The organism is Microvirga splendida (assembly GCF_016427565.1).
Lineage (GTDB): Bacteria > Pseudomonadota > Alphaproteobacteria > Rhizobiales > Beijerinckiaceae > Microvirga > Microvirga splendida.
In genome coordinates, this window is record NZ_JAELXT010000011.1 from 95,166 (window position 1) to 114,770 (window position 19,605).

Here is a 19,605-nt window from a genome sequence, read left to right on the forward strand (position 1 = left end):
CGCGCCGGTCCCGCCGATGCCATGAGAGAGGCATTCTGAAGATTGCGCCACCGGGAGCGGCCCATGCAGACCTTCTTCGTCGAGATCAAGTGCAAGCTCGGCAAGACCTACGCCGTCGCGAACGCGCTCGCGGACCGGGAGATCGCGTCCGAGATCTACTCGACCGCCGGCAATTACGACATCCTGGCCAAGTTCCACGTGGACGACGGGGTCGATATCGGCCACTTCATCGCCGAGAACGTGCAGGTCATCCCCGAGATCGCCGACACCCACACGATCATCACGTTCAAGGCGTTCTGATCCGCCCTGCCCGGATGTGATCTGGCTCACATCGCAAGACGCCGGCAAGGGATAATGTCGAGGCTCCTTGAGCGGAGGAGCCGATGGTGTCACGCATCGACTGGCAGAAGATCTACGATTTCTGGTTCCCGATCGACCTCACCGGCGCCGATGTGGCGGCCCATTGGCAGATGCTCGCTTGGTGGATGCGCGGGGGCGCCAACACGGATCTTGCGCGGTTCGCGCCAGCCCTGCGGGCGGCACGGGCCGGCCAGCTGGATCACTGGCTGGAAACGCCCCGCGGACGCCTGTGCCTCATCATCGTTCTGGATCAGTTTCCGCGCGGCCTGTTTGCCGGGTCGGCCGAAGCCTATGCGTCGGACCGGGCTGCGCTCGACATCGCCGAGGACGGTTTCCAGAACGGGCATTACGATGCCTTGGAAAGCCCGTATGAGCGGTTCTTCCATCTGCTCCCCCTCGCCCATGCGGAGGGTCCGGACCATCTGGAACGGATGAGGCGCATCGTTGCGATCTCGGAACAGGCCCTTGAGGAGGCGCCGGAGCATCTCAAGCCCGTCTGGCAGTACTCGCTCAGCCAGGCCGAAGGCAATCTCGACGTGATTGCCCGCTTCGGCCGGTTCCCGCATCGCAACCCGGTTCTGGGCCGCGCCTCAACGCGGGAGGAGCTGGCCTATCTGGCGAAGGGAGACTTCGTGCATATGCGGACGCTGCCGGCCTCGTCCTCGTCGGCGATCAGCGCCATCGGGTGACAGGCTCCAAGGAGCCTGTCCCTTACTGGACGATTGCGGCCGCCTCGGCGGTGCGCTCGGACTGCCGGGTGATCTCCGCGAGGTACGGGCCGATGCCCTCGTAGCGGTCGAGGCGGCGGACGATCTTCGAATCGATCTTGTTGTAGAGCTCGGCGACGCTCACGGGACGGCGCTTGCGGCCCTTGCCGTCCATGAAGAGCCCGGTATTGGCCCGGGCGGCCTTCGGGAAGAGCTTGGAGGCCTTCATGTTCGGGTCCTGGTCGAGAACCTCGAGGAACCGGACCGCGCTGGACGCGCCCAGGAAATGCGCGAGGTACAGCTCGGCCTCGGCCAGCTCGCGCTCGCCCTGAGCCTGGAGCGCACGCTCCACGTCCTTGATCAGCTCGCCGGCCATGAGGGCGGAGAAATAGGGATCCGTGCGCAGGCTCATGATCCATTCGCGGTCCTTGGGCTCGACCGCGAGTTCGCCGTTGACATAGCGGATGGCCTCACCGGCCGCCTTGAAGCCGTAATCGGCCGCATGCTGGTAAACGGTCTCGATCCAGGTGCTGTCGATGAACTGGAACAGGCCCTCGGCCGAGGACGTGCGCGCCTTGGCTTCCGGCGAGAGGCTCGATTCCACATCGGCCAGGGTCATCATGTAGACCGGGTCGACGCCGGTCACATGGGCGGCCTTGAGGATGGAATGCACCAGCCAGCGCGGCACGGTGCGGCCGTTGAAGGGGATCAGCTCATCGGGATCCCCGATCTCCGCCTCGGAGATGGTGGGGGACGCGGGCTTCTCGCCGCGCGGCTTCACGATGGAGAAGGCTCCGTCCAGGATGGCCTTGAACAGACCCGGATCCTTGGCGAGCTTCGGCGTGAAGGTCACGGACGCGGTCACCACCGAGCCGGTGATGTCCTGCGGCGCCTGCGGCACCACGGAGGGCCGCGCCAGCAGGGCGCTGGGGACCGTGGCCACGGCGGCCGGTCCGGCCGTGAGGCCCTGGAAGCCCAGGATGAGGCCTGCGGCCAGGGCGAGGCGGAGAGAGCGGCGACCCCCGGTCTTGCGCACATCCGCAGCAGGCTGCGGAACCGCGCACAGCAGCGTTCTCGCGTTACTCATCATCACTTATCCCGCATGGCCCGACCGGACGGCTGGGCCTTCCCTTGTGTCGTTCTGGAGACAAGGGTTGACGGGTAGATGTGTCGAGAATCGGTCAGCTTGACCATAAGAGGTAGGATTTTGCTAACCTTACCCAGCTTTTCCCCGACGAATTTTCAGGTTTTTCCCGGAAATTTAGGATGAGGATTGCGCGACAAGCTGGGCGTTGGTGCGTTCGAGGCGCTTCGCCAGCTCCCGCATGATGGCCAGGGACATCTGGGGGAACTGGGCCAGGAGCTCCAGGAACACCCGCTTGTCGATTCGAAGCGCCGTGGTCGGCTCGGCCGCCATGATCGTGGCCGACCGGGGGGTGTCGGACAGGATGCCCATCTCGCCCACCAGGGCGTTGCTCCCCAGCTCGGCCACCTGGATGTCCCCGCCCGGGGTGTTGAGCAGTACGCTGGCCCGGCCGTCGAGAATGACATAGGCGGCATCGGACGGGTCCCCCTGCGAGAAGAACCGCTGCCCAGCGGCGAACTGCACCCGCTCGCTGGTGAAGGCGAGAAGCTTCAGACGAGCGGGGTCCACGTCCCGGAACATCGGGACCTGCCGCAAGGACTGAACTTCCGTCTCAAGGGTCATGCCACCTCTCCTGTTATCCTCTGGGGGGCGTCCGGCTCGGGCGTCGAAGGCTTCGAGGCCGGAGCGGCCGTCTTGTCGGTTATGATCTGTCCATCGCGGAACCGCATCTGAACACCGAAGTCACCGGCCTGTCGATCATTCGGCAGGACCATGAACAGGCTTTGTTGCTCGAACATCTCGAGAAGCAGCTGCATCAGCTGCTGGCCGCGGGCCTCGTCGAAGGGCGCGAGGGCTCCGTCGATCACGAGAATGTCCGGGCGCTTCACCAGGCAGCGGACCAGGTTGACGCTCGCCCGCTCCTGCGGAGAGAGCAGCCTGCCCGCCGTGCCGACCTGGTATTCCAGGCCGACCCTCTCGACCTCCTCCTGAAGGTTGAGTTCGCGCACGACCGCGGCAACCGCCTCCGCGACCCGTCCACGGGCATTGGCCACCTGATAGCTGACACGCCCGAACAGGAGGTTGTCCCGCAAGGGAGCGGCCGTGCAGATCCCTTCCGGGTCGTAGAATTCGACGCCGGCGGATCCCGATTTTTCGAGGACCTCCCGTACGAGCGCCCGCGCCTCGACGATCCGGCCCATCATGGCGTCGTCGAGAAGGCCCAGGCGGTGCCGGGCCTCGATATAGGCCAGCGGCAGGGACAGGAGGCGTGTCCGGTCCTCGCGTTTCAGGCTGCCCTCGTCCCGGCTGCGGCGGCGCAGGATCGCCTCGAACTCGGTCAACTCGTCGGCGCCGATGAAGGAAAACTGCTCGAACAGGGAGTGGCCGGGCGGCAGCCCTTCGAAGATCTCGGTCATGGTCTCGGCGATCTGCAGGCCCATCTGGATGAGGTCGCCCGTGATCTCCGCCCTGTCGAGGGCGCTGCGGAACTGCGCATTCTCGGCGAGGTTGCGCCCTTTGAACTCGTCGGACACCGGCACGCCGAAGAGAAGGTTTTCCGCGATCGTCGCCTGGCTGTTGTAGCGCTCCGGATCGAAGGGCTCGACCAGATCGCCCATGCCGCTGGATTGGAAGGTCTCGCGAAGGCGATGCCGTGCCTCGACGAGGCGCTCCGCGAGGCTCGCATGGCGCTCGGGATCGATCCTGCCCGCCAGGCCGAACAGGTAGATCGTGTCGCCCATGCCGACCCTGTCGAGGAGGTCGAGGAGGATGCGGTCCAGCTCGTTCTCGTCCTTGGCGCCGAGGCGCTCGTAATCCACCCACTGATCGGAAATGCTCTCAATCGGATTGCCGGTTCTGAGCGCCTCCGCGATCCGGCGGTCCATCTCCTGCCTGTCCTCCTTCAGCCGACCGACGGGCTTGGAGCGCAGACCATAGACGAGATTGTCGCGGATGCTGCCGGGAAAGAGGATCGGGTCCACGCCCGCATAGGCGATCCGGCGCCCTGTGACCGCGGCGGGAAGCTGGGTCAGGTCGCGCTCGCCGATGCGGATGCGGCCGCTGAACTCCAGGCTCCGGCGCGCCAGGATGCGCGCCAGGAGGCTGGCGGCCGCACCGCCGTTCGAGATCAGCGCGACGCTTGCGGGCAGCTCGACCGCGAAGGCGCCACCTTCGACGATCAGATCCCCATGCGGCCCGGCGATCCGGATGTCCTCGGCCATCAGAGGGCCGATCAGGGGCTGATCCGCTTCCGCGGCCTCGCGCGCCTCGATCATCGGGCCGAGCCGTTCCTCGGCGAAGTGCTGCGTGACCTGGTCGTACTTCACCTGGACGTCGAGACGCTGCTGGTCCCAGTCGATCAGCTCCTTCAGGGGCGGCGGCAACTCGCGATAGGCGGCGATGACCGCGACGAGCTGGCCGATATCGAGGGTGCCGCGCAGGGCGAAATAGCCGCCGATGGAATAGAAGAAGAACGGGGTCAGCTGAGCCAGAAAATTGTTGAGGGCTTTGACGAAGAATTTCCTGTTGTAGATCTTCAACCGGATGGAAAAGAGATTGAACAGGCGGTGCCCGATTTCGGCCCTTTCCCAGCCATAGGCGTTGTGAACATGCACGACCTCGATGCCGTCGAGGACCTCCGCGATGCGCCCGGCGAGCTGGCGGGACGCCAGCTGCCGCTGCTTGCCGAGGCGCAGCAGCTCGCGCCGCAGCCGCGGGATGATCGTGAACTGCACGGCGATCACCGCCAGGGCGATCAGCCCGAGCCAGACGTTCTGCACCATGATGAACACGAGCGCGGTGATGGCCTGCGTGCCCAGGAACACGGGCGTGATGAAGGCGTCGCCGATGAAGCCGCCGATCGGCTCGACCTCATCCTTGATGATGGTGGCGGTCTCCGACGACTTGACGGTCCGCAGGGCGTCCGGCGTGAAGCGCAGCACCATGGCGAACAGGTCGAAGCGCATGCGCCTGAGCATCCGCTCGCCCAGCACGCCCTTGGCGACGTTGATCCAGTACTTGAAGGCCCCGTTCACGATGACGAAGAACAGGAACACGAAGGACAGGCCCATGAGCAGGCCGACCCGGCTGACCTGGAAGCCCTCGAAGATCTCCCAGGTGCCGCCGCCCAGCCAGCCCGGCCAGTCGAATGAGAGATTGAGGAAAGGGGCTGTCGGATTGCCGTCCCGGAAGGCCTCGCCCTGAATCGCCTGGTTCACGATCTGGCGAGGCAGATCGAGGGACATGAAGTAAAACGGCAGGGACGCCAGCACGACGGCGCAGACAATCATCTGGTCGCGCTTCGAATGTGTCCAGATATAGCGGAAAAGGCTCTTTTCCATCAGCGCCGGGATGCCATGTTCATTTGCCTGTGAGTCCCTCTTTCCGTTCTGGGGCACCGCCATAGTTTGACGAGGGGGGCTATTGCAAGGGTAGAGATAGCTGGCCTAACGTCAACCAACGATACGTCAATTGCCTTAATCGCCCACCAGGGGAAGCCTGCATGGCAAACGCGGTCATGGACCCGAGAACAGAGACAGGCTCGCCCCTGGTCAAGTCCCGTCCGGGAGCAAGGGTCCTCATCTACAGCCACGACACGTTCGGGCTCGGCCATCTGCGCCGGTCGCGGGCGCTCGCCAATGCCATCGTGGAGGCGCAGCCCGGCACCTCCGTGATCATCATCTCGGGATCGCCGGTGATCGGCAATTTCGAGTTCGAGACGGGCGTCGACTACATCCGCATTCCGGGGGTCACCAAGCTCCACGACGGGGATTACCGCAGCCTCAACCTGAATGTGAGCCTGGACGAGGCGGTGGGCCTGCGCCAAGCCCTCATTCTCCAGGCCGCCAAGGCCTTCCAGCCGGACGTGTTCATCGTCGACAAGGAGCCCACGGGCTTCCGCGGCGAGGTCGTGCCGGCGCTCGACTACCTCAAGGCTGCCGGCTGCAGGCTCGTTCTCGGCATCCGGGACGTGATGGACGAGCCCGCCCTGCTCGTCCCGGAATGGGAGCGCAAGGGCGCCAAGACGGCCCTGATCCGCTATTACGACGAGATCTGGGTCTATGGCCTCAAGGACGTCTATCAACCGCTGAAGGCCCTGGACCTGCCCCGGGACATCGAGAGCCGGATCACCTATACCGGCTATCTGCGCCGGGACGTGCCGCCGACACCCTCTCTCACCAAGTACCCGAAGATCACCAAGCAGCCCTTCATCCTGGTGACCACCGGCGGCGGCGGCGACGGGGACGACCTGATCGACTGGGTGATCTCGGCCTACGAGGCGGATGCGGAACTCGACCAGCCCGCGCTGATCCTCTTCGGCCCGTTCATCGACCGGGACAAGCGCCGCTCCTTCGTGGAGCGCCCCGCCCGGCAGCCCAAGCTCGACGTGATGTCCTTCGACAACAAGATCGAATGGCTCATGAAGAAAGCCGACGCGGTGGTGGCCATGGGCGGCTACAACACCTTCTGCGAGGCCCTGTCCTTCGACAAGCGCACCCTCATCGTGCCGCGCACCCGGCCCCGACTCGAGCAGTACATCCGGGCGGTGGAGGCCGAGCGGCTCGGCCTCGTGCGCATGCTGAGCGACTACAAGGAGCCGCGCACGCCCGAGCGCATGGCCGCGGCCCTGCGCGCCCTCTCGTCCCAGCCGCGCCCGTCGAAGGTGGTGATCCCCGGCCTGCTCGACGGGCTTGACCGGGTGCGGGAACGGCTCACAGTGCTGACCGAATCCCGACCCCAGTTTGCCGCTGCCTATCATCAGGCGGCCGAGTAGCGTGAAGAATGCTTCCCTCCCCAGCAGCCCGACGCATCGCCGTCGTCGTCAAAGGTTATCCACGCCTTTCTGAGACCTTCATCGCCCAGGAGATCCTGGCCCTTGAACAGCGCGGTCTCGACCTCGAGATCTGGTCGCTCCGGCACCCGACCGAACGCGCCGTGCATCCGATGCACAAGGCCATCAGGGCAAAGGTCGCGTACCTGCCGGAATATCTCTACGAGGAGCCCCTGCGCGTGCTGCGCGGGGCCCTGTGGAGCATGGGCCGGAAGGGCTTCGGGGCCACGATCAAGGCCTTCTGGCGCGACCTGAAGCGTGACTTCACGGCCAACCGCGTGCGCCGCCTGGGCCAGGCCTTCGCGATGGCCCGGGAACTGCCGGCGGACGTGCGGCACCTGCATGTCCATTACCTCCACACGCCCGCTTCCGTGGTCCGCTATGCCGCGCTCCTGACCGGCCGGACCTGGACCTTCTCAGCCCATGCCAAGGACATCTGGACGACGCCGGACTGGGAGAAGCGGGAGAAGATGGCCGAGGCCCGCTGGGGCGTGACCTGCACGGCGCAAGGCGCCGCGCACCTGCAATCGCTGTCGCGGCCGGAGCAGGTGTCGCTGGTCTATCACGGGCTCGACCTCTCGCGCTTTCCCGCACCGCCCGAGAGCCGCCCCGCCCGCGACGGTTCCGACCCGCTCGACCCGGTCCGCATCGTCTCCGTCGGCCGGGCCGTGGCGAAGAAGGGCTACGGCGACCTGATCCAGGCGCTCGCGGCCCTGCCGCAGGATCTGCACTGGCGCTTCGCCCATGTGGGCGGCGGAGAGCTGCTGGGCAGCCTGAAGAAGCAGGCTGAGCAAGCCGGCATCGGCGACCGGGTGGCGTTCCTCGGCTCCAAGGCGCAGCCCGACATCATCGCCCTGCTCCAGGAGGCGGACCTCTTCGTCCTGCCCTCCAAGGAGGCGAAATCGGGCGACCGGGACGGCCTGCCGAACGTGATCATGGAGGCGGCGAGCCAGGGGCTTGCCATCGTGGCGACGGACTTTGCCGGCATTCCTGAATTCATCCGCAGCGGCACCGAGGGCGAACTCGTTCCGCCGGGCGACTGGACGGTCCTGTCCAACGCCCTGAACCTGCTCGCCCGCGAGCCGGACCGGCGCAAGGCCCTCGGCTCCGCAGCCTTCACGCGGCTGCGGCGGGACTTCTCCATGGAAGGCGGGATCGACGTGCTGGAAGCGCGCCTGCGTGCCGTGACCGACACCCCGCTCAGAGAGCCGGAGCGGGTGTGACCCACGCGCGGCCAGTGGCGTTCTACGCCCCCTTGAAGAGCCCGAACCATCCGCTTCCGTCGGGCGACCGCACCATGGCGCGCCTGCTGCTGAAGGCCCTCGACCGGGCAGGCTTTGGGCCGACGGTCGCAAGCGAGCTGCGCAGCCTCGACAAGGCCGGCGATCCGCAGCAGCAGGCTCTCATCAGGCAGCAGTCGCTGGAGGAGGCCTTGCGCCTCGTCGAGCGCTACAAGGCCCTGCCGGAGCAAGGCCGTCCCTGCCTGTGGTTCACCTACCACGTCCATTACAAGGCGCCGGATTGGATCGGCCCCCGCGTGGCCGACGCGCTGAACATCCCCTATGCGGTTGCGGAAGGATCGCGGGCGGCAAAGCGCGCGCATGGCCGCTGGGCTCTGGGGCATGAGGGAGCCGAGGCCGCTCTCGACCGCGCCGATGCGGTCTTCGTCATGACGGCCCACGACCGCGAGGCCCTGGAGGCCGCAAAGCCGCCGCATCAGGCGCTCGTCGATCTGCCGCCCTTCCTCGACGCGCAGGACTGGCCGGCACCGAGCGCTCGCCGCTCGCCCGGACGCGTGCCGCGCCTGCTCACGGTCGCCATGATGCGAAACGGCGACAAGCTCGCCTCCTACCGCATCCTGGCCGCCGCCCTCGAACGCCTTCGGCACCTGCCCTGGTCGCTCGACATCGTGGGCGACGGCGAAGCCAGGCAGGAGATCGTGCAGCTTTTCGCGCCCCTCGCAGACCGGGTGCGCCATCATGGGCAGATCGAGAACAGGGCCGATCTAAAAGCGCTGTACGACACCGCCGACCTCTTTGTCTGGCCTGCCGTCAACGAGGCCTATGGGATGGTGCTGCTGGAGGCTCAGGTGCTGGGCTGTCCGGTGCTTGCCGGCGCCTTCGGCGGTGTCGCCAGCGTGGTGAAGCACGGCGAGACGGGACTGCTGACACCGCCCGGCGACATTGCGGCCTTTGCCGATGCCTTGAGCCTTCTCCTGCAAAGCCGCGACCAGTTGCGGAGGCTCGGCGCCAATGCCCTGCGCTTCGTTCGGCAGGAGCGCGATCTCGATCAGACGGCTTTGCGCTTGCGCAATGCGCTCGAACCGCTCACGGCTAGAACGGGAGCATGACATTGCGCGTTCTGATCGCCGTGACGCATCTGCTGGGCGCAGGCCACCTGACGAGGGCGGCCGCCCTGGCGCGCGCCTTCGCCGGGGCTGGGCATGAGACCGTTCTTGTGTCGGGCGGCACCCCTGCGCGCCTTGCCGGTTTGGGGCAGGTCAGGCTCGTTCAGCTGCCACCCGTGCGCACCGTCGGCACGAACTTCAAGACGCTGCTCGACGAGAGCCTTCAACCCGTCGACCGGGCCTATCTGGACGAACGCCGGGCCGTCCTGATCGACACGCTCCGCAATGCCCGGCCCGACATCCTCATCACAGAACTCTTCCCCTTCGGCCGTCGCGTGCTGGCGGACGAATTCACCGCGTTGCTTGAGGCCGCGCGCGCCTTGAACCCGCGCCCGCTCGTGCTGTGCTCGATCCGCGACATTCTCGTGGCGCCTGCGAAGCCCGAGCGCATCGCGCAGGCGCATGAGCGCATCCTGCGCGACTATGACGGGATCCTCGTCCACGGCGACCCGGACCTCGTTCCCCTGGAGGTTTCTTGGCCAGTGGATGAGCGGATCCGGCCGCTCCTGCGCTACACCGGCTATGTGGACGAGAACGAGGAGACCGTGCCCGAAGAGCGCCGGCACGGCATCGTGGTCTCGGGCGGATCGAGCGCCGCGAGCCTGCCGCTCTATCGCGCGGCGCTCGAAGCCGCGCACCTCATCCCCGAACGGCCCTGGCGCATCCTGGTCGGGCGCGGCGTGGCGGAAGAAGACTTTCAGGCGCTCCGGAACAGCGCTCCGGCCCATGCCGCAGTCGAGCGGGCGCGTCCGGATTTCCGGGCCCTGCTCAGCGGCGCGGAAATCTCCGTCAGCCAAGCCGGCTACAATACGGTGGTGGATCTCCTGCGCTGCGGCGTGAAATCGGTGCTCGTCCCTTTCGAGGCCGGACACGAAACGGAACAGCGCCTGCGGGCCGAGCGCCTGAAGAGCCTTGGGCTTGCCAGCATCGTTCCGGAGGACGAACTGTCGGGGCGGCGCCTGGTCGACGCGATCCTCCACGGGCTGTCGCAGCCCCTGTCGTCGCCTCAGGCCATCTCCATCGACGGGGCCCGGCAAAGCGTTGTCATTGCCGAGAGCCTGATCCTGTCCAGGCCCGCCCTGCACAGGGCTGCCGACTGGTCATCTCTGAATGCCGCCTTGGAGCGGGCGCGGGATCGGGGCTGTCATGTTCGTTTCTGGTGGCGGGATGACGACGCGGTCGCCGATACCCCTGCCCTCGACCGCCTTCTCAAGCTGGCCACCCGCTACGGCGCCGGGATCGGCCTGGCCGTCATCCCAGCGGGCGTTCAACCGTCCCTGGGCTCGCGCCTGGCGGATGAGACTTCAGCTTTCGCCCTCGTGCATGGCTGGAGCCATGCCAGCCATGCACCGGCGGCTGCCAAGAAGGCGGAGTTCGGCGCCCATCGCCCCGTCCCAATCATGGCCGCGGAGGCACAGCGCGGCTTGCTCTCGTTACGCGAGCACCTTGGAGCGAAGCTGCTGCCGGTGTTCGTGCCGCCCTGGAACCGGATCTCCGGCGAACTGGTCCCGCATCTGCCCCGCCTGGGCTTTGCGGGATTGTCCACCTTCACGGACCGGAGCGCGGCCTTTCCGGCGGCAGGTCTTCTCCAGATCAACACCCATGTGGATCCGATCGACTGGCGCGGCTCCCGAAGCGCGATCGACCACGCTCAAATCGTCGCCGGCCTGACAAGCGCCGTCGAGCGCCGCATGAACAGCGAGGCCGACAGAGACGAGCCCATCGGCTTCCTGACCCATCATCTCGTCCATGACGAGGTCATATGGTCGTTATGCGAGAGGCTTATCGCTCACCTCGCTGCGCGGGACCTCCATTTCATGCGCCCCGATGCGTGTTTCGGAATGGAAACAGGGTCACATTTGCGATCTAATGGGGTTTGAAGCGTTATGCTCGTAGGCTTGGAGGAGCATATGGAAGCGCCGATCCTGTCGGTTCGCCAGCTGACAGTGGATTTCAGCACCGATGCCGGAAACTTCCGAGCGGTCGACGGCCTGACCTTCGACATCCCGAAGGGCAGGACCGTGGCGCTCGTGGGCGAGTCCGGGTCCGGCAAGTCGGTGACCGCGCAGGCCATCCTCCAGATCCTGTCGAAGAAGGCCCGGATCACGAGCGGCTCTTTGGTCTTCAACGATCCCTCGAACGGCGGCAGCGTCGACATTGCGGCGCTGCCCGCCGAAAGCGACACCATGCACGCCCTGCGGGGCGGGCGCATCGCCATGATCTTCCAGGAGCCGATGACGTCCCTGTCCCCGCTCCACACCATCGGCGACCAGATCTCCGAGGCGCTGATGATCCACGCCGACGTGGACCAGGCCACGGCCAGCCGGCGCACCATGGAGGTGCTGGACCGGGTGGGCTTCCCCGATCCGAAGCGGGCGCTCGGAACCTACCCGTTCGAACTCTCCGGCGGCCTTCGCCAGCGCGCCATGATCGCCATGGCGCTCATCACGCGGCCTGCCCTGCTGATCGCCGACGAGCCGACGACGGCGCTCGACGTGACTACTCAGGCGCAGATCCTCGACCTCATCAAGGAATTGCAGGCTGAGACCGGCATGTCGGTTCTGCTCATCACCCACGATCTCGGCGTGGTGGCCAACGTGGCCGACGAGGTGGTGGTGATGTATCGCGGGCGGATCATGGAGGCAGGCTCGCGGGAGGACATCTTCCGCAATGCCCAGCATCCCTACCTCCAGGCGCTCATGCGCGCGGTGCCGCGCTTCGCCATGGCGGACGACGAGCGCCTGACGCCGATCCGCGAGGTGAAGAGCGCAAGCCTCGCAACCGCCCATGCGCCGGAGCGCATCCAGCCGGCAGGCCCGATCCTGAAGGTGGAGCACCTCACGAAATCCTTCACGCTCCGGTCCGGCTGGTTCGCAGGCAAGTCGCGCGAGATCCGGGCCGTGAGCGAGGTGGACCTCTCCCTTCCGGCCGGAAAGACCCTGGGGCTCGTGGGCGAATCCGGCTGCGGCAAGACCACCGTGTCCAAGATGATCATGCGGGCGATCACGCCCAATGCCGGGCACGTGCTGTTCGACGACGGCACCGGCCCCAAGGACGTGCACAAGCTCGAAGGCGAGGCGCTGACCACCTATCGGCGCTCGGTGCAGTTCATCTTCCAGGACCCGTTCTCGTCCCTCAACCCGCGCATGACGGTCTACGAGTTGCTCACCGAGCCCCTGCGCATCCACGACATCGGCACCTCGGACGAGCGCTACGAGCGCGTGAAGCAGCTTCTCGAGATGGTGGGCCTCGACCAGCGGGCCCTGCGACGCTACCCGCATTCCTTCTCCGGCGGCCAGCGCCAGCGCCTCGGCATCGCCCGGGCGCTCGCCCTCGAACCGCGCGTCCTGCTCTGCGACGAGCCAGTCTCGGCCCTCGACGTGTCGGTGCAGGCGCAGGTGCTGAACCTGCTCAAGGACCTGCAGGCGGCGCTCGGCCTGTCCTATCTCTTCGTGTCGCACAATCTCGCGGTCGTGGACTACATCGCCGACACCATCGCGGTCATGTGCCGGGGCTACATCGTCGAGGAGGCTCCGAAATCCTCCCTGTTCCGCAACCCGGTTCACCCCTATACTCAGGCGCTTCTCGCGGCCGTGCCCGATCCGGATATCGACCGGCCCCTCGACTTCACCAAGCTGCGGACGGGCGGCTTCTCGCAGCCCTCCGCATGGCCGGAGCCCTTCCGGATCGAGCCGGGCGAGTTCGGGGTGATGAAGGAAATCGAGCCCGGCCATAAGGTTCGCATGGGGCGCCTGACAGCCCGGGAGGCTGCATGATGCTCGACATCCGCAAGACCACGCTCGCTCTTGCTCTGGCATTCGGATGCCTGGCAGGGCCGGCCCTGGCGCAGGATTACAAGGAGCCGCCCTTCTTCGCCGACCTGCCGCAGGACAAGAAGCTTCCGCCCATGGCCGAGCGGCTTCCGACACCGCCCATCGTGGTCGGCTCCTCCGGCCAGTACGGCGGCGACATCGTCACCCTGGTACCCCGCCCGCGCGACATCCGCTACATCTCCACCTACACCTACACGCGCCTCGTGGGCTACGACCGGAACCTGGATCTCCAGCCCGATCTCCTGGAGAAGTTCGAGAACGAGGACGACCGGGTCTTCACCTTCACCCTGCGCGCCGGCCATCGCTGGTCGGACGGCTCGCTCTTCACGGCCGAGGACTTCCGCTACTACTGGGAGGACGTGGCGCACAACCTCGACCTCTCGCCGGCCGGCCCGCCCGAGTTCATGCTGGTGGACGGAAAGCCTCCCCGCTTCGAGGTGCTCGACGAGCGCACCGTCCGCTACACCTGGGACCAGCCCAATCCGCGCTTCCTGCCGCAGCTTGCAGGTCCCCTCGATCCCGGCATCTACCGGGCTTCCGCCTATCTCAAGCAGTTTCACGCCAAATACGCCGACAAGACCGCCCTTGAGGAAAAGGCCAAGGAACAGAAGCTGAAATCCTGGGCGGCGCTCCACAACCGCATGGACGACATGAAGGAGCAGACCAATCCCAATCTGCCGACCCTCATGCCGTGGCGCGTCACCAATGCAGCGCCGGCGAACCGCTTCGTCTTCGAGCGCAACCCCTATTATCACCGAGTCGATGCCGAGGGCCGGCAGCTTCCTTACGTCGACCGGATCCTGATGGACGTGTCGGCCAGCGGTCTCTTTGCCGCCAAGGCCAATGCGGGCGAGGAGGACCTGCTGTTCCGCGGCCTCTCCATGGGCGACATTCCCGTGCTGAAGCAGGGCGAGAAGGCCAAGGGCTACAAGACCCTCCTCTGGCCCTATGCCCGCGGCACGGAGCTTGCGCTCTATCCCAATCTCAACACGGTGGATCCGGTCTGGCGCAAGCTCAACCGGGATGTCCGCTTCCGCCGCGCCCTGTCGCTCGGCATCGACCGCAGGACGCTCAACAACGCCCTGCTCTTCGGGCTCGGCATCGAGGGCAACAACACCATCGTGGCGGAAAGCCCCCTCTTCATGCCGGAGCTGCGCACGAAATACGCGGGCTACGATCCCGCCCAGGCCTCGCGCCTGCTCGACGAGATCGGCCTGACGAAGCGCAACGGCGCGGGCATCCGCCTGCTGCCGGATGGACGCGAGCTGGAGATCATCGTCGAGACCGACGGTGAGAGCAGCCTCGTGGTGGACGGGCTCACCCTCATCGGCGAGTTCTGGCGCGAGGTCGGCGTGCGGCTCTTCGTGAAGCCGCAGGACCGGACGGTGCTGCGCAACCGCTCCTATGCGGGCCTCACCATGATGGTGGCGGCTCCCGGCCTCGACAATGCCATCCCGACCGCCATCATGCCCCCGACAGAACTTGCCCCCATGCGCCAGGACAATTACGCCTGGCCGAAATGGGGGCAGTACGTGGAGACCAAGGGCAAGATGGGAGAGCCGGTCGACGTCCCGGAGGCGGAGCGTCTTCTCAAGTCCTATGAGACCTGGATGACGACCGGAAACCGGGAGGTTCAGCGGGCGGCATGGCGCGAGATGCTGCAGAACCATGCCGAGAACCAGTGGACCATCGGCACCGTCGCGGGCGCCCTGCAGCCCATCGTGGTCAGAAACGGCCTGAAGGGACTTCCCGCCAAGGCCCTCTACAGCTGGGAGCCGACGGCGATGCTCGGGATCTACCGGCTGGACGAGGTCCACTGGAACAAAGCCGCCGGCAAAGAGGCCCGTCGATGATCCGCTTCCTGTTGCGTCGCATCGCCACCATGGCGGTGACCCTGCTGATCATTTCGGCCCTGGTGTTCTTCATCATCAAGCTGCCGCCGGGCGACTTCCTGACCAACCAGATCGCCGAGCTGAGGGCCCAGGGCGAATCCGCCTCCATCGCCAAGGCGGAGTTCCTGATCCGGCAATACGGCCTCGACAGGCCGGCCTGGCAGCAATACCTGGTCTGGCTCGGGGTGATGCCGGGACCGAACGGCTTCTCCGGCCTCTTGCAGGGCGACTGGGGCTGGTCGTTCGAATACGACAAGCCCGTCGTCGACGTGGTGGGCGATGCCCTGTGGCTGACGCTTCTCGTCAACTTCGCGGTGGTGATCTTCATTCACGTGGTGGCGATCCCGATCGCGATCTATTCGGCCACGCGGCAATATTCCATGGGCGACTACATCGCGACCTTCATCGGCTATATCGGGCTCGCGACCCCGAGCTTCCTGCTCGCGCTGATCCTGCTCTACTACATGAACCGCTGGTTCGGCATTTCCATCGGCGGGCTGTACGACGCGCATTATGCGGGCGAGCCCTGGACCTGGGACAAGATCCAGTCCCTTCTCTCCCACCTGGTGGTGCCCACGGTGGTCATCGGGCTCGGCGGAACCGCCGCCATGATCCGTCGCATGCGCGCGAACCTCCTCGACGAACTCGGCAAGCAGTACTACGTGACCGCCAAGGCGAAAGGGCTCGGCCCCACCAAGGCGCTCGTGAAATATCCCTTCCGCATGTCGCTCAACCCGTTCATCGCCGATATCGGCAATCTCCTGCCGCAGCTCGTCTCGGGCTCCGTGCTCGTCTCGCTGGTCCTGAGTCTGCCGACGGTCGGGCCGATCCTCCTGAGCGCGCTCAAGAGCCAGGATCAGTTCCTCGCCGGCTTCATCCTGATGTTCGTCGCGGTGCTCACCGTCGTCGGCATGCTGGTCTCCGACCTGCTGCTGGCATGGCTCGACCCGCGCATCCGCATGGGAGGCGCACGATGAACAACGTCGTGACCTCCAGGCGGCACTACGTCGATCCCGCGCCCTTCGATCCGGGCGCCACGGAACCCGTCGGCACGGAGAACGAAAACTTCTATCGCGCCTCCTCGTGGCAGTTGATGTGGTGGAAGTTCCGGCGGCACAAGGTGGCCCTCGCCGCCGCCTTCGTGCTGCTGGCCTTCTACGCGCTCGTGCCCTTCGTCGAAGTGGTCGCGCCCTACAACCAGACCAAGCGGCACGGCGACTTCCTCTATGCCCCGCCGCAGGGCATCCACCTGATGCACGAGGGACGCTTCATCGGCCCCTTCGTGTATCCCTACAATTACAGCTTCGACCTGGAGAACTTCCGGCGCGTCTACACGGCCGACACCTCGAGGCCGCAGCCGATCCGCTTCCTGTGCCGGGGCGACGACTACGAGTTCTGGGGGATGTGGCAGGCGAACCTTCACCTGGTCTGCCCGCCGGAAGACGGCACCATGTTCCTGCTCGGCACCGACCGGCTCGGACGAGACCTGCTCTCGCGCATCATCTACGGGGCGCGGATCTCGCTCACCATCGGCATCGTGGGCATCGCGGTCTCGTTCACCCTGGGGCTCTTCTTCGGCGGGCTCGCCGGCTATCTCGGCGGCTGGGTCGATCACGTGATCCAGCGCATGATCGAGATCCTGCGCTCCCTGCCGGAGCTGCCCCTGTGGCTCGCGCTCTCCGCTGCCCTGCCGCCGAACTGGAGCCCGATCCTGGTCTTCTTCGGCATCACGATCATCCTCGGCCTGCTCGACTGGCCGGGCCTCGCCCGCGCGGTGCGCTCGAAGCTGCTTTCGCTGCGCGAGGAGGATTTCGTGAAGGCCGCCGAGTTGATGGGCGCCTCCAAGCAGCGCGTGATCGCGCGCCATCTCATCCCGAACTTCATGAGCCACCTGATCGCCTCGGCGACGCTGTCGATCCCCTCGATGATCCTCGGCGAAACCGCCCTCTCCTTCTTAGGATTAGGCCTGCGCCCACCGGTGACGAGCTGGGGCGTCCTGCTCAACGAGGCGCAGAACTTGGCTGCCGTGCAGCTGCATCCCTGGCTTCTGTTCCCGATGCTTCCCGTGGTGCTCGTCGTGCTTGCCTTCAACTTCATGGGCGACGGTCTGCGCGACGCAGCGGACCCGTATCATTAGGCGAATGGCCTGTTGTCCTCGATCCGAGGGAATGCGAGACATCCTGCATCGATGAAGATGGCAGAGGTGTTTCGTGGCCGAATACCGGATTGATGCGTCGCCCGAGAGCGTTCACTGGGGTTATTTCGATGCGGGCATTCCCCCCCGCCTTACGGTCAACTCCGGCGACACGGTTACGATCTCGACCGTGTCTGGCGGCCCGGAGGCGATGCCGAAGGCGCCCTTTGTCATCCCGCAAGCGCTGTCGGATATTCATGCGGCTCACAAGCCGAAGCTGCCGGGCCACATCTGCACCGGCCCGGTCGCCGTGCGCGGCGCCAAGGCCGGTCAGGTTCTCGAGGTCCGCATCAAGGACATCCAGCTGCATTACGACTGGGGCTTCACCTATTCCGCTCCGCAGAAAGGTGCCCTGCCCGACGATTTCGATGAGATCCATTTCATGACGATCCCGCTGAATCACGAGCGGATGACAGGCAAGCTGCCCTGGGGCCTGGAGCTGCCCTTGAAGCCCTTCTTCGGCGTGATGGCCGTGGCGCCGCCGGCTGCCTGGGGAGCACTCAGCACCCTGCCGCCGCGTCGCAACGGCGGAAATCTCGACAACAAGGAGCTGGTGGCCGGCACCACGCTCTATCTGCCGATCCATGTGGATGGAGCCCTATTCTCGGTCGGCGACGGCCATGGCGTGCAGGGCGACGGCGAGGTCTGCGTCACGGCCATCGAGACCGGCCTCATCGGCACCTTCGAGCTGCATCTGCGCGAGAGCATGCACCTCACCTGGCCCATGGCCGAGACTCAGACGCACATCATGACCATGGCGTTCGATCCGGATCTCGACGATTGCGTGGTCATCGCGCTGCGCTCCATGATCGACCTGATCGTCGAACGCACAGGCATCACCAAGGCAGAGGCCTATGCCCTGTGCAGCCTCGCGGCCGATCTGCGCATCACCCAGGTGGTCAACGGCAACAAGGGCGTCCACGTGATGCTCGACAAGAGCCTGCTGCAGAAGGCGCAGCGCTAAATATTCTCTGGCGGCGGCTCCTCGCCGAAGATGGAGCGGCCGCCATACGCATGGGATTTCGCTGTCTCCTGACGGATGTGCTCTTCGACGTCCGGGCCGGTGGCATGGCGCTCGAGCGCGCGCGCCTGATCATCCAGACGCTTCAAAGCAAAGAGCTCCTCCTGCTGTCCGAGCTTCGCTTTCTGGACGGCGGATTTCAGCACGCGAATGGTTTCGTCATAGACCCGCACCGGCACCGGATACGGGTGCCGATCCTTGCCGCCATGGGCAAGAGAGAAGCGGGCGGGATCGCTGAAGCGGCAGGGCGTGCCGTGCACGACCTCGGCCACCATGGCAAGCGCCTCGACGGTACGCGGCCCAACGCCTGGAGTCATCAGGAGATCGGAAAAGTCTTCAGGCCCGCGATCGGCCGCGGCCGCGAGGGTTCCGTGGAGCCGTCGCAGCACCACGTCCTTTGCGCGAACATCGTGATGCTCCGGCATCACCAGATGCGGCAGCAGCGGCTGCGAGCTCGCGACCGGCGCCGCCTCGCGCTCTTCAAGCGCCAGGAATTTGCGGGCGATGGTGTCGGGTCCCAGCGAACCGAGGAGATCGATCTGCGCCTTGCGCGAGGCCGCAGCCCGTCGGTCGGTGAGATTGACGATGATGCCCTGCGCCTTGCCGTCGATCGCCGTATGCGGCTCGTCGACGAAGCTCTTCAAATCCTCGGACAGCCAATGATAGCGGCGTGCCAGCCGCGATGCATCGTTCATCCCCTGCTGGACCACGGCCCATTTGCCGTCATCCGTGACGATGAAGCCGTGGAGATAGAGATCGAATCCGTCCTGGATCGCCGCGCTGTCGACCTTCGCCACCAGCCGGCTCGCCTGCGCGAGCGCCGCGCCGTCGAAGCCCACGCGCTCGCCAATGGCGACGAGCTCGTGCGGCGTCTGTCGCGAATGCTTTCCGCGTCCGCCGCAGACATGGATGCCGAGCTCCTGCGACAGCGGGGTCAGTCCGCGCTTGAGGGCGCCGATGACGCTGGTGGTGATGCCGGAGGAATGCCAGTCCATGCCCATCACCGCGCCGAAGGATTGGAACCAGAACGGATGCGCCAGCCGGCGCAGCAGCTCGTCGCGTCCGTAATGATGCACGATGGCCTCGCTCACCACGCCGCCGAGGCGCGTCATGCGGTCCGCCAGCCATTTCGGCACATGGCCGGAATGGAGCGGCAGATCGGCGCTTCCGGCGCGCTTGGCCATCGGACGTTCTCTCCTCGAAGCCTGAATGTAGCAGCAGGGCTCATGCCATGAACCAACACGGTGGACCACTGCGCAAGAAAAAGGCGCCCGAA

The 19,605-nt window shown here is 66.0% G+C and carries 15 protein-coding genes; 11 read left to right on the plus strand and 4 right to left on the minus strand.

The window, feature by feature from the left end; all coding sequences use genetic code 11:
- Positions 1-63: 63 nt before the first annotated feature.
- Together JAO75_RS12715 and JAO75_RS12720 are read left to right on the plus strand one after the other, a co-directional pair.
- Positions 64-300: an Lrp/AsnC ligand binding domain-containing protein gene (locus tag JAO75_RS12715; RefSeq protein ID WP_009494007.1), complete on the plus strand. Its 237-nt coding sequence runs from the start codon at positions 64-66 to the stop codon at positions 298-300.
- 83 nt (positions 301-383) lie between these two features.
- Positions 384-1,049 carry a DUF924 family protein gene (locus JAO75_RS12720; protein ID WP_199049513.1) on the plus strand — a complete coding sequence of 222 codons (666 nt, stop codon included), beginning with the start codon at positions 384-386 and terminating at the stop codon, positions 1,047-1,049.
- A 22-nt stretch (positions 1,050-1,071) separates the two neighbouring features.
- On the opposite strand, the gene JAO75_RS12725 is transcribed toward JAO75_RS12720, so the two are convergent.
- The 3 genes from JAO75_RS12725 to JAO75_RS12735 form a co-directional block, all read right to left on the minus strand.
- A complete protein-coding gene (locus JAO75_RS12725) occupies positions 1,072-2,154 on the minus strand; it encodes a transglycosylase SLT domain-containing protein (protein WP_199049514.1) in 1,083 nt (360 codons plus the stop codon).
- A 174-nt stretch (positions 2,155-2,328) separates the two neighbouring features.
- A complete protein-coding gene (locus tag JAO75_RS12730; RefSeq protein WP_199049515.1) occupies positions 2,329-2,775 on the minus strand; it encodes a Crp/Fnr family transcriptional regulator in 447 nt (148 codons plus the stop codon).
- Positions 2,772-5,492 (minus strand): ABC transporter transmembrane domain-containing protein, encoded by a 2,721-nt coding sequence (locus tag JAO75_RS12735; RefSeq protein ID WP_199049516.1) that lies wholly within the window; start codon positions 5,490-5,492, stop codon positions 2,772-2,774. The genes JAO75_RS12730 and JAO75_RS12735 overlap by 4 nt, the downstream gene beginning before the upstream one ends.
- Positions 5,493-5,653: 161 nt before the next feature.
- On the opposite strand from JAO75_RS12735, the gene JAO75_RS12740 reads away from it, so the two are divergent.
- From JAO75_RS12740 to JAO75_RS12780, 9 genes are all read left to right on the plus strand, one after another.
- The gene (locus JAO75_RS12740; protein ID WP_199049517.1) at positions 5,654-6,925 is read left to right on the plus strand and encodes a glycosyltransferase family protein; all 1,272 of its coding nucleotides are present in this window, start codon (positions 5,654-5,656) and stop codon (positions 6,923-6,925) included.
- Between the two features lie 8 nt (positions 6,926-6,933).
- On the plus strand, positions 6,934-8,205 hold the full coding sequence (locus tag JAO75_RS12745; protein WP_199049518.1) for a glycosyltransferase family 4 protein: 1,272 nt from the start codon (positions 6,934-6,936) through the stop codon (positions 8,203-8,205).
- Positions 8,202-9,332: a glycosyltransferase family 4 protein gene (locus tag JAO75_RS12750; RefSeq protein WP_343234608.1), complete on the plus strand. Its 1,131-nt coding sequence runs from the start codon at positions 8,202-8,204 to the stop codon at positions 9,330-9,332. Before JAO75_RS12745 ends, JAO75_RS12750 begins: the two co-directional genes overlap by 4 nt.
- Positions 9,329-11,269 carry a glycosyltransferase gene (locus JAO75_RS12755; RefSeq protein WP_199049519.1) on the plus strand — a complete coding sequence of 647 codons (1,941 nt, stop codon included), beginning with the start codon at positions 9,329-9,331 and terminating at the stop codon, positions 11,267-11,269. Before JAO75_RS12750 ends, JAO75_RS12755 begins: the two co-directional genes overlap by 4 nt.
- A 30-nt stretch (positions 11,270-11,299) precedes the next feature.
- Entirely contained in the window at positions 11,300-13,165 is a 1,866-nt protein-coding gene (locus tag JAO75_RS12760; protein ID WP_199049520.1) for an ABC transporter ATP-binding protein, read from the plus strand.
- The gene (locus JAO75_RS12765; RefSeq protein WP_199049521.1) at positions 13,162-15,075 is read left to right on the plus strand and encodes an ABC transporter substrate-binding protein; all 1,914 of its coding nucleotides are present in this window, start codon (positions 13,162-13,164) and stop codon (positions 15,073-15,075) included. The genes JAO75_RS12760 and JAO75_RS12765 overlap by 4 nt, the downstream gene beginning before the upstream one ends.
- On the plus strand, positions 15,072-16,091 hold the full coding sequence (locus JAO75_RS12770; RefSeq protein ID WP_199049522.1) for an ABC transporter permease: 1,020 nt from the start codon (positions 15,072-15,074) through the stop codon (positions 16,089-16,091). Before JAO75_RS12765 ends, JAO75_RS12770 begins: the two co-directional genes overlap by 4 nt.
- Positions 16,088-17,251 (plus strand): ABC transporter permease, encoded by a 1,164-nt coding sequence (locus tag JAO75_RS12775; RefSeq protein ID WP_199049523.1) that lies wholly within the window; start codon positions 16,088-16,090, stop codon positions 17,249-17,251. Before JAO75_RS12770 ends, JAO75_RS12775 begins: the two co-directional genes overlap by 4 nt.
- A gap of 73 nt (positions 17,252-17,324) precedes the next feature.
- On the plus strand, positions 17,325-18,272 hold the full coding sequence (locus JAO75_RS12780) for an acetamidase/formamidase family protein (protein ID WP_199049524.1): 948 nt from the start codon (positions 17,325-17,327) through the stop codon (positions 18,270-18,272).
- Here JAO75_RS12780 and JAO75_RS12785 read toward each other — a convergent pair.
- On the minus strand, positions 18,269-19,513 hold the full coding sequence (locus tag JAO75_RS12785; protein WP_199049525.1) for a DUF763 domain-containing protein: 1,245 nt from the start codon (positions 19,511-19,513) through the stop codon (positions 18,269-18,271). The genes JAO75_RS12780 and JAO75_RS12785 overlap by 4 nt on opposite strands.
- Positions 19,514-19,605: the final 92 nt, after the last annotated feature.

Bases quoted from the DNA above. Each gene is read 5' to 3' on its own strand.
- JAO75_RS12775 (WP_199049523.1), top strand. From the start codon at position 16,088: ATGAACAACGTCGTGACCTCCAGGCGGCACTACGTCGATCCCGCGCCC.
- JAO75_RS12720 (WP_199049513.1), top strand. From the start codon at position 384: ATGGTGTCACGCATCGACTGGCAGAAGATCTACGATTTCTGGTTCCCG.
- JAO75_RS12785 (WP_199049525.1), bottom strand. From the start codon at position 19,513: ATGGCCAAGCGCGCCGGAAGCGCCGATCTGCCGCTCCATTCCGGCCAT.
- JAO75_RS12725 (WP_199049514.1), bottom strand. From the start codon at position 2,154: ATGAGTAACGCGAGAACGCTGCTGTGCGCGGTTCCGCAGCCTGCTGCG.
- JAO75_RS12735 (WP_199049516.1), bottom strand. From the start codon at position 5,492: ATGGAAAAGAGCCTTTTCCGCTATATCTGGACACATTCGAAGCGCGAC.
- JAO75_RS12765 (WP_199049521.1), top strand. From the start codon at position 13,162: ATGATGCTCGACATCCGCAAGACCACGCTCGCTCTTGCTCTGGCATTC.
- JAO75_RS12770 (WP_199049522.1), top strand. From the start codon at position 15,072: ATGATCCGCTTCCTGTTGCGTCGCATCGCCACCATGGCGGTGACCCTG.
- JAO75_RS12755 (WP_199049519.1), top strand. From the start codon at position 9,329: ATGACATTGCGCGTTCTGATCGCCGTGACGCATCTGCTGGGCGCAGGC.
- JAO75_RS12745 (WP_199049518.1), top strand. From the start codon at position 6,934: ATGCTTCCCTCCCCAGCAGCCCGACGCATCGCCGTCGTCGTCAAAGGT.
- JAO75_RS12715 (WP_009494007.1), top strand. From the start codon at position 64: ATGCAGACCTTCTTCGTCGAGATCAAGTGCAAGCTCGGCAAGACCTAC.
- JAO75_RS12730 (WP_199049515.1), bottom strand. From the start codon at position 2,775: ATGACCCTTGAGACGGAAGTTCAGTCCTTGCGGCAGGTCCCGATGTTC.
- JAO75_RS12760 (WP_199049520.1), top strand. From the start codon at position 11,300: ATGGAAGCGCCGATCCTGTCGGTTCGCCAGCTGACAGTGGATTTCAGC.
- JAO75_RS12740 (WP_199049517.1), top strand. From the start codon at position 5,654: ATGGCAAACGCGGTCATGGACCCGAGAACAGAGACAGGCTCGCCCCTG.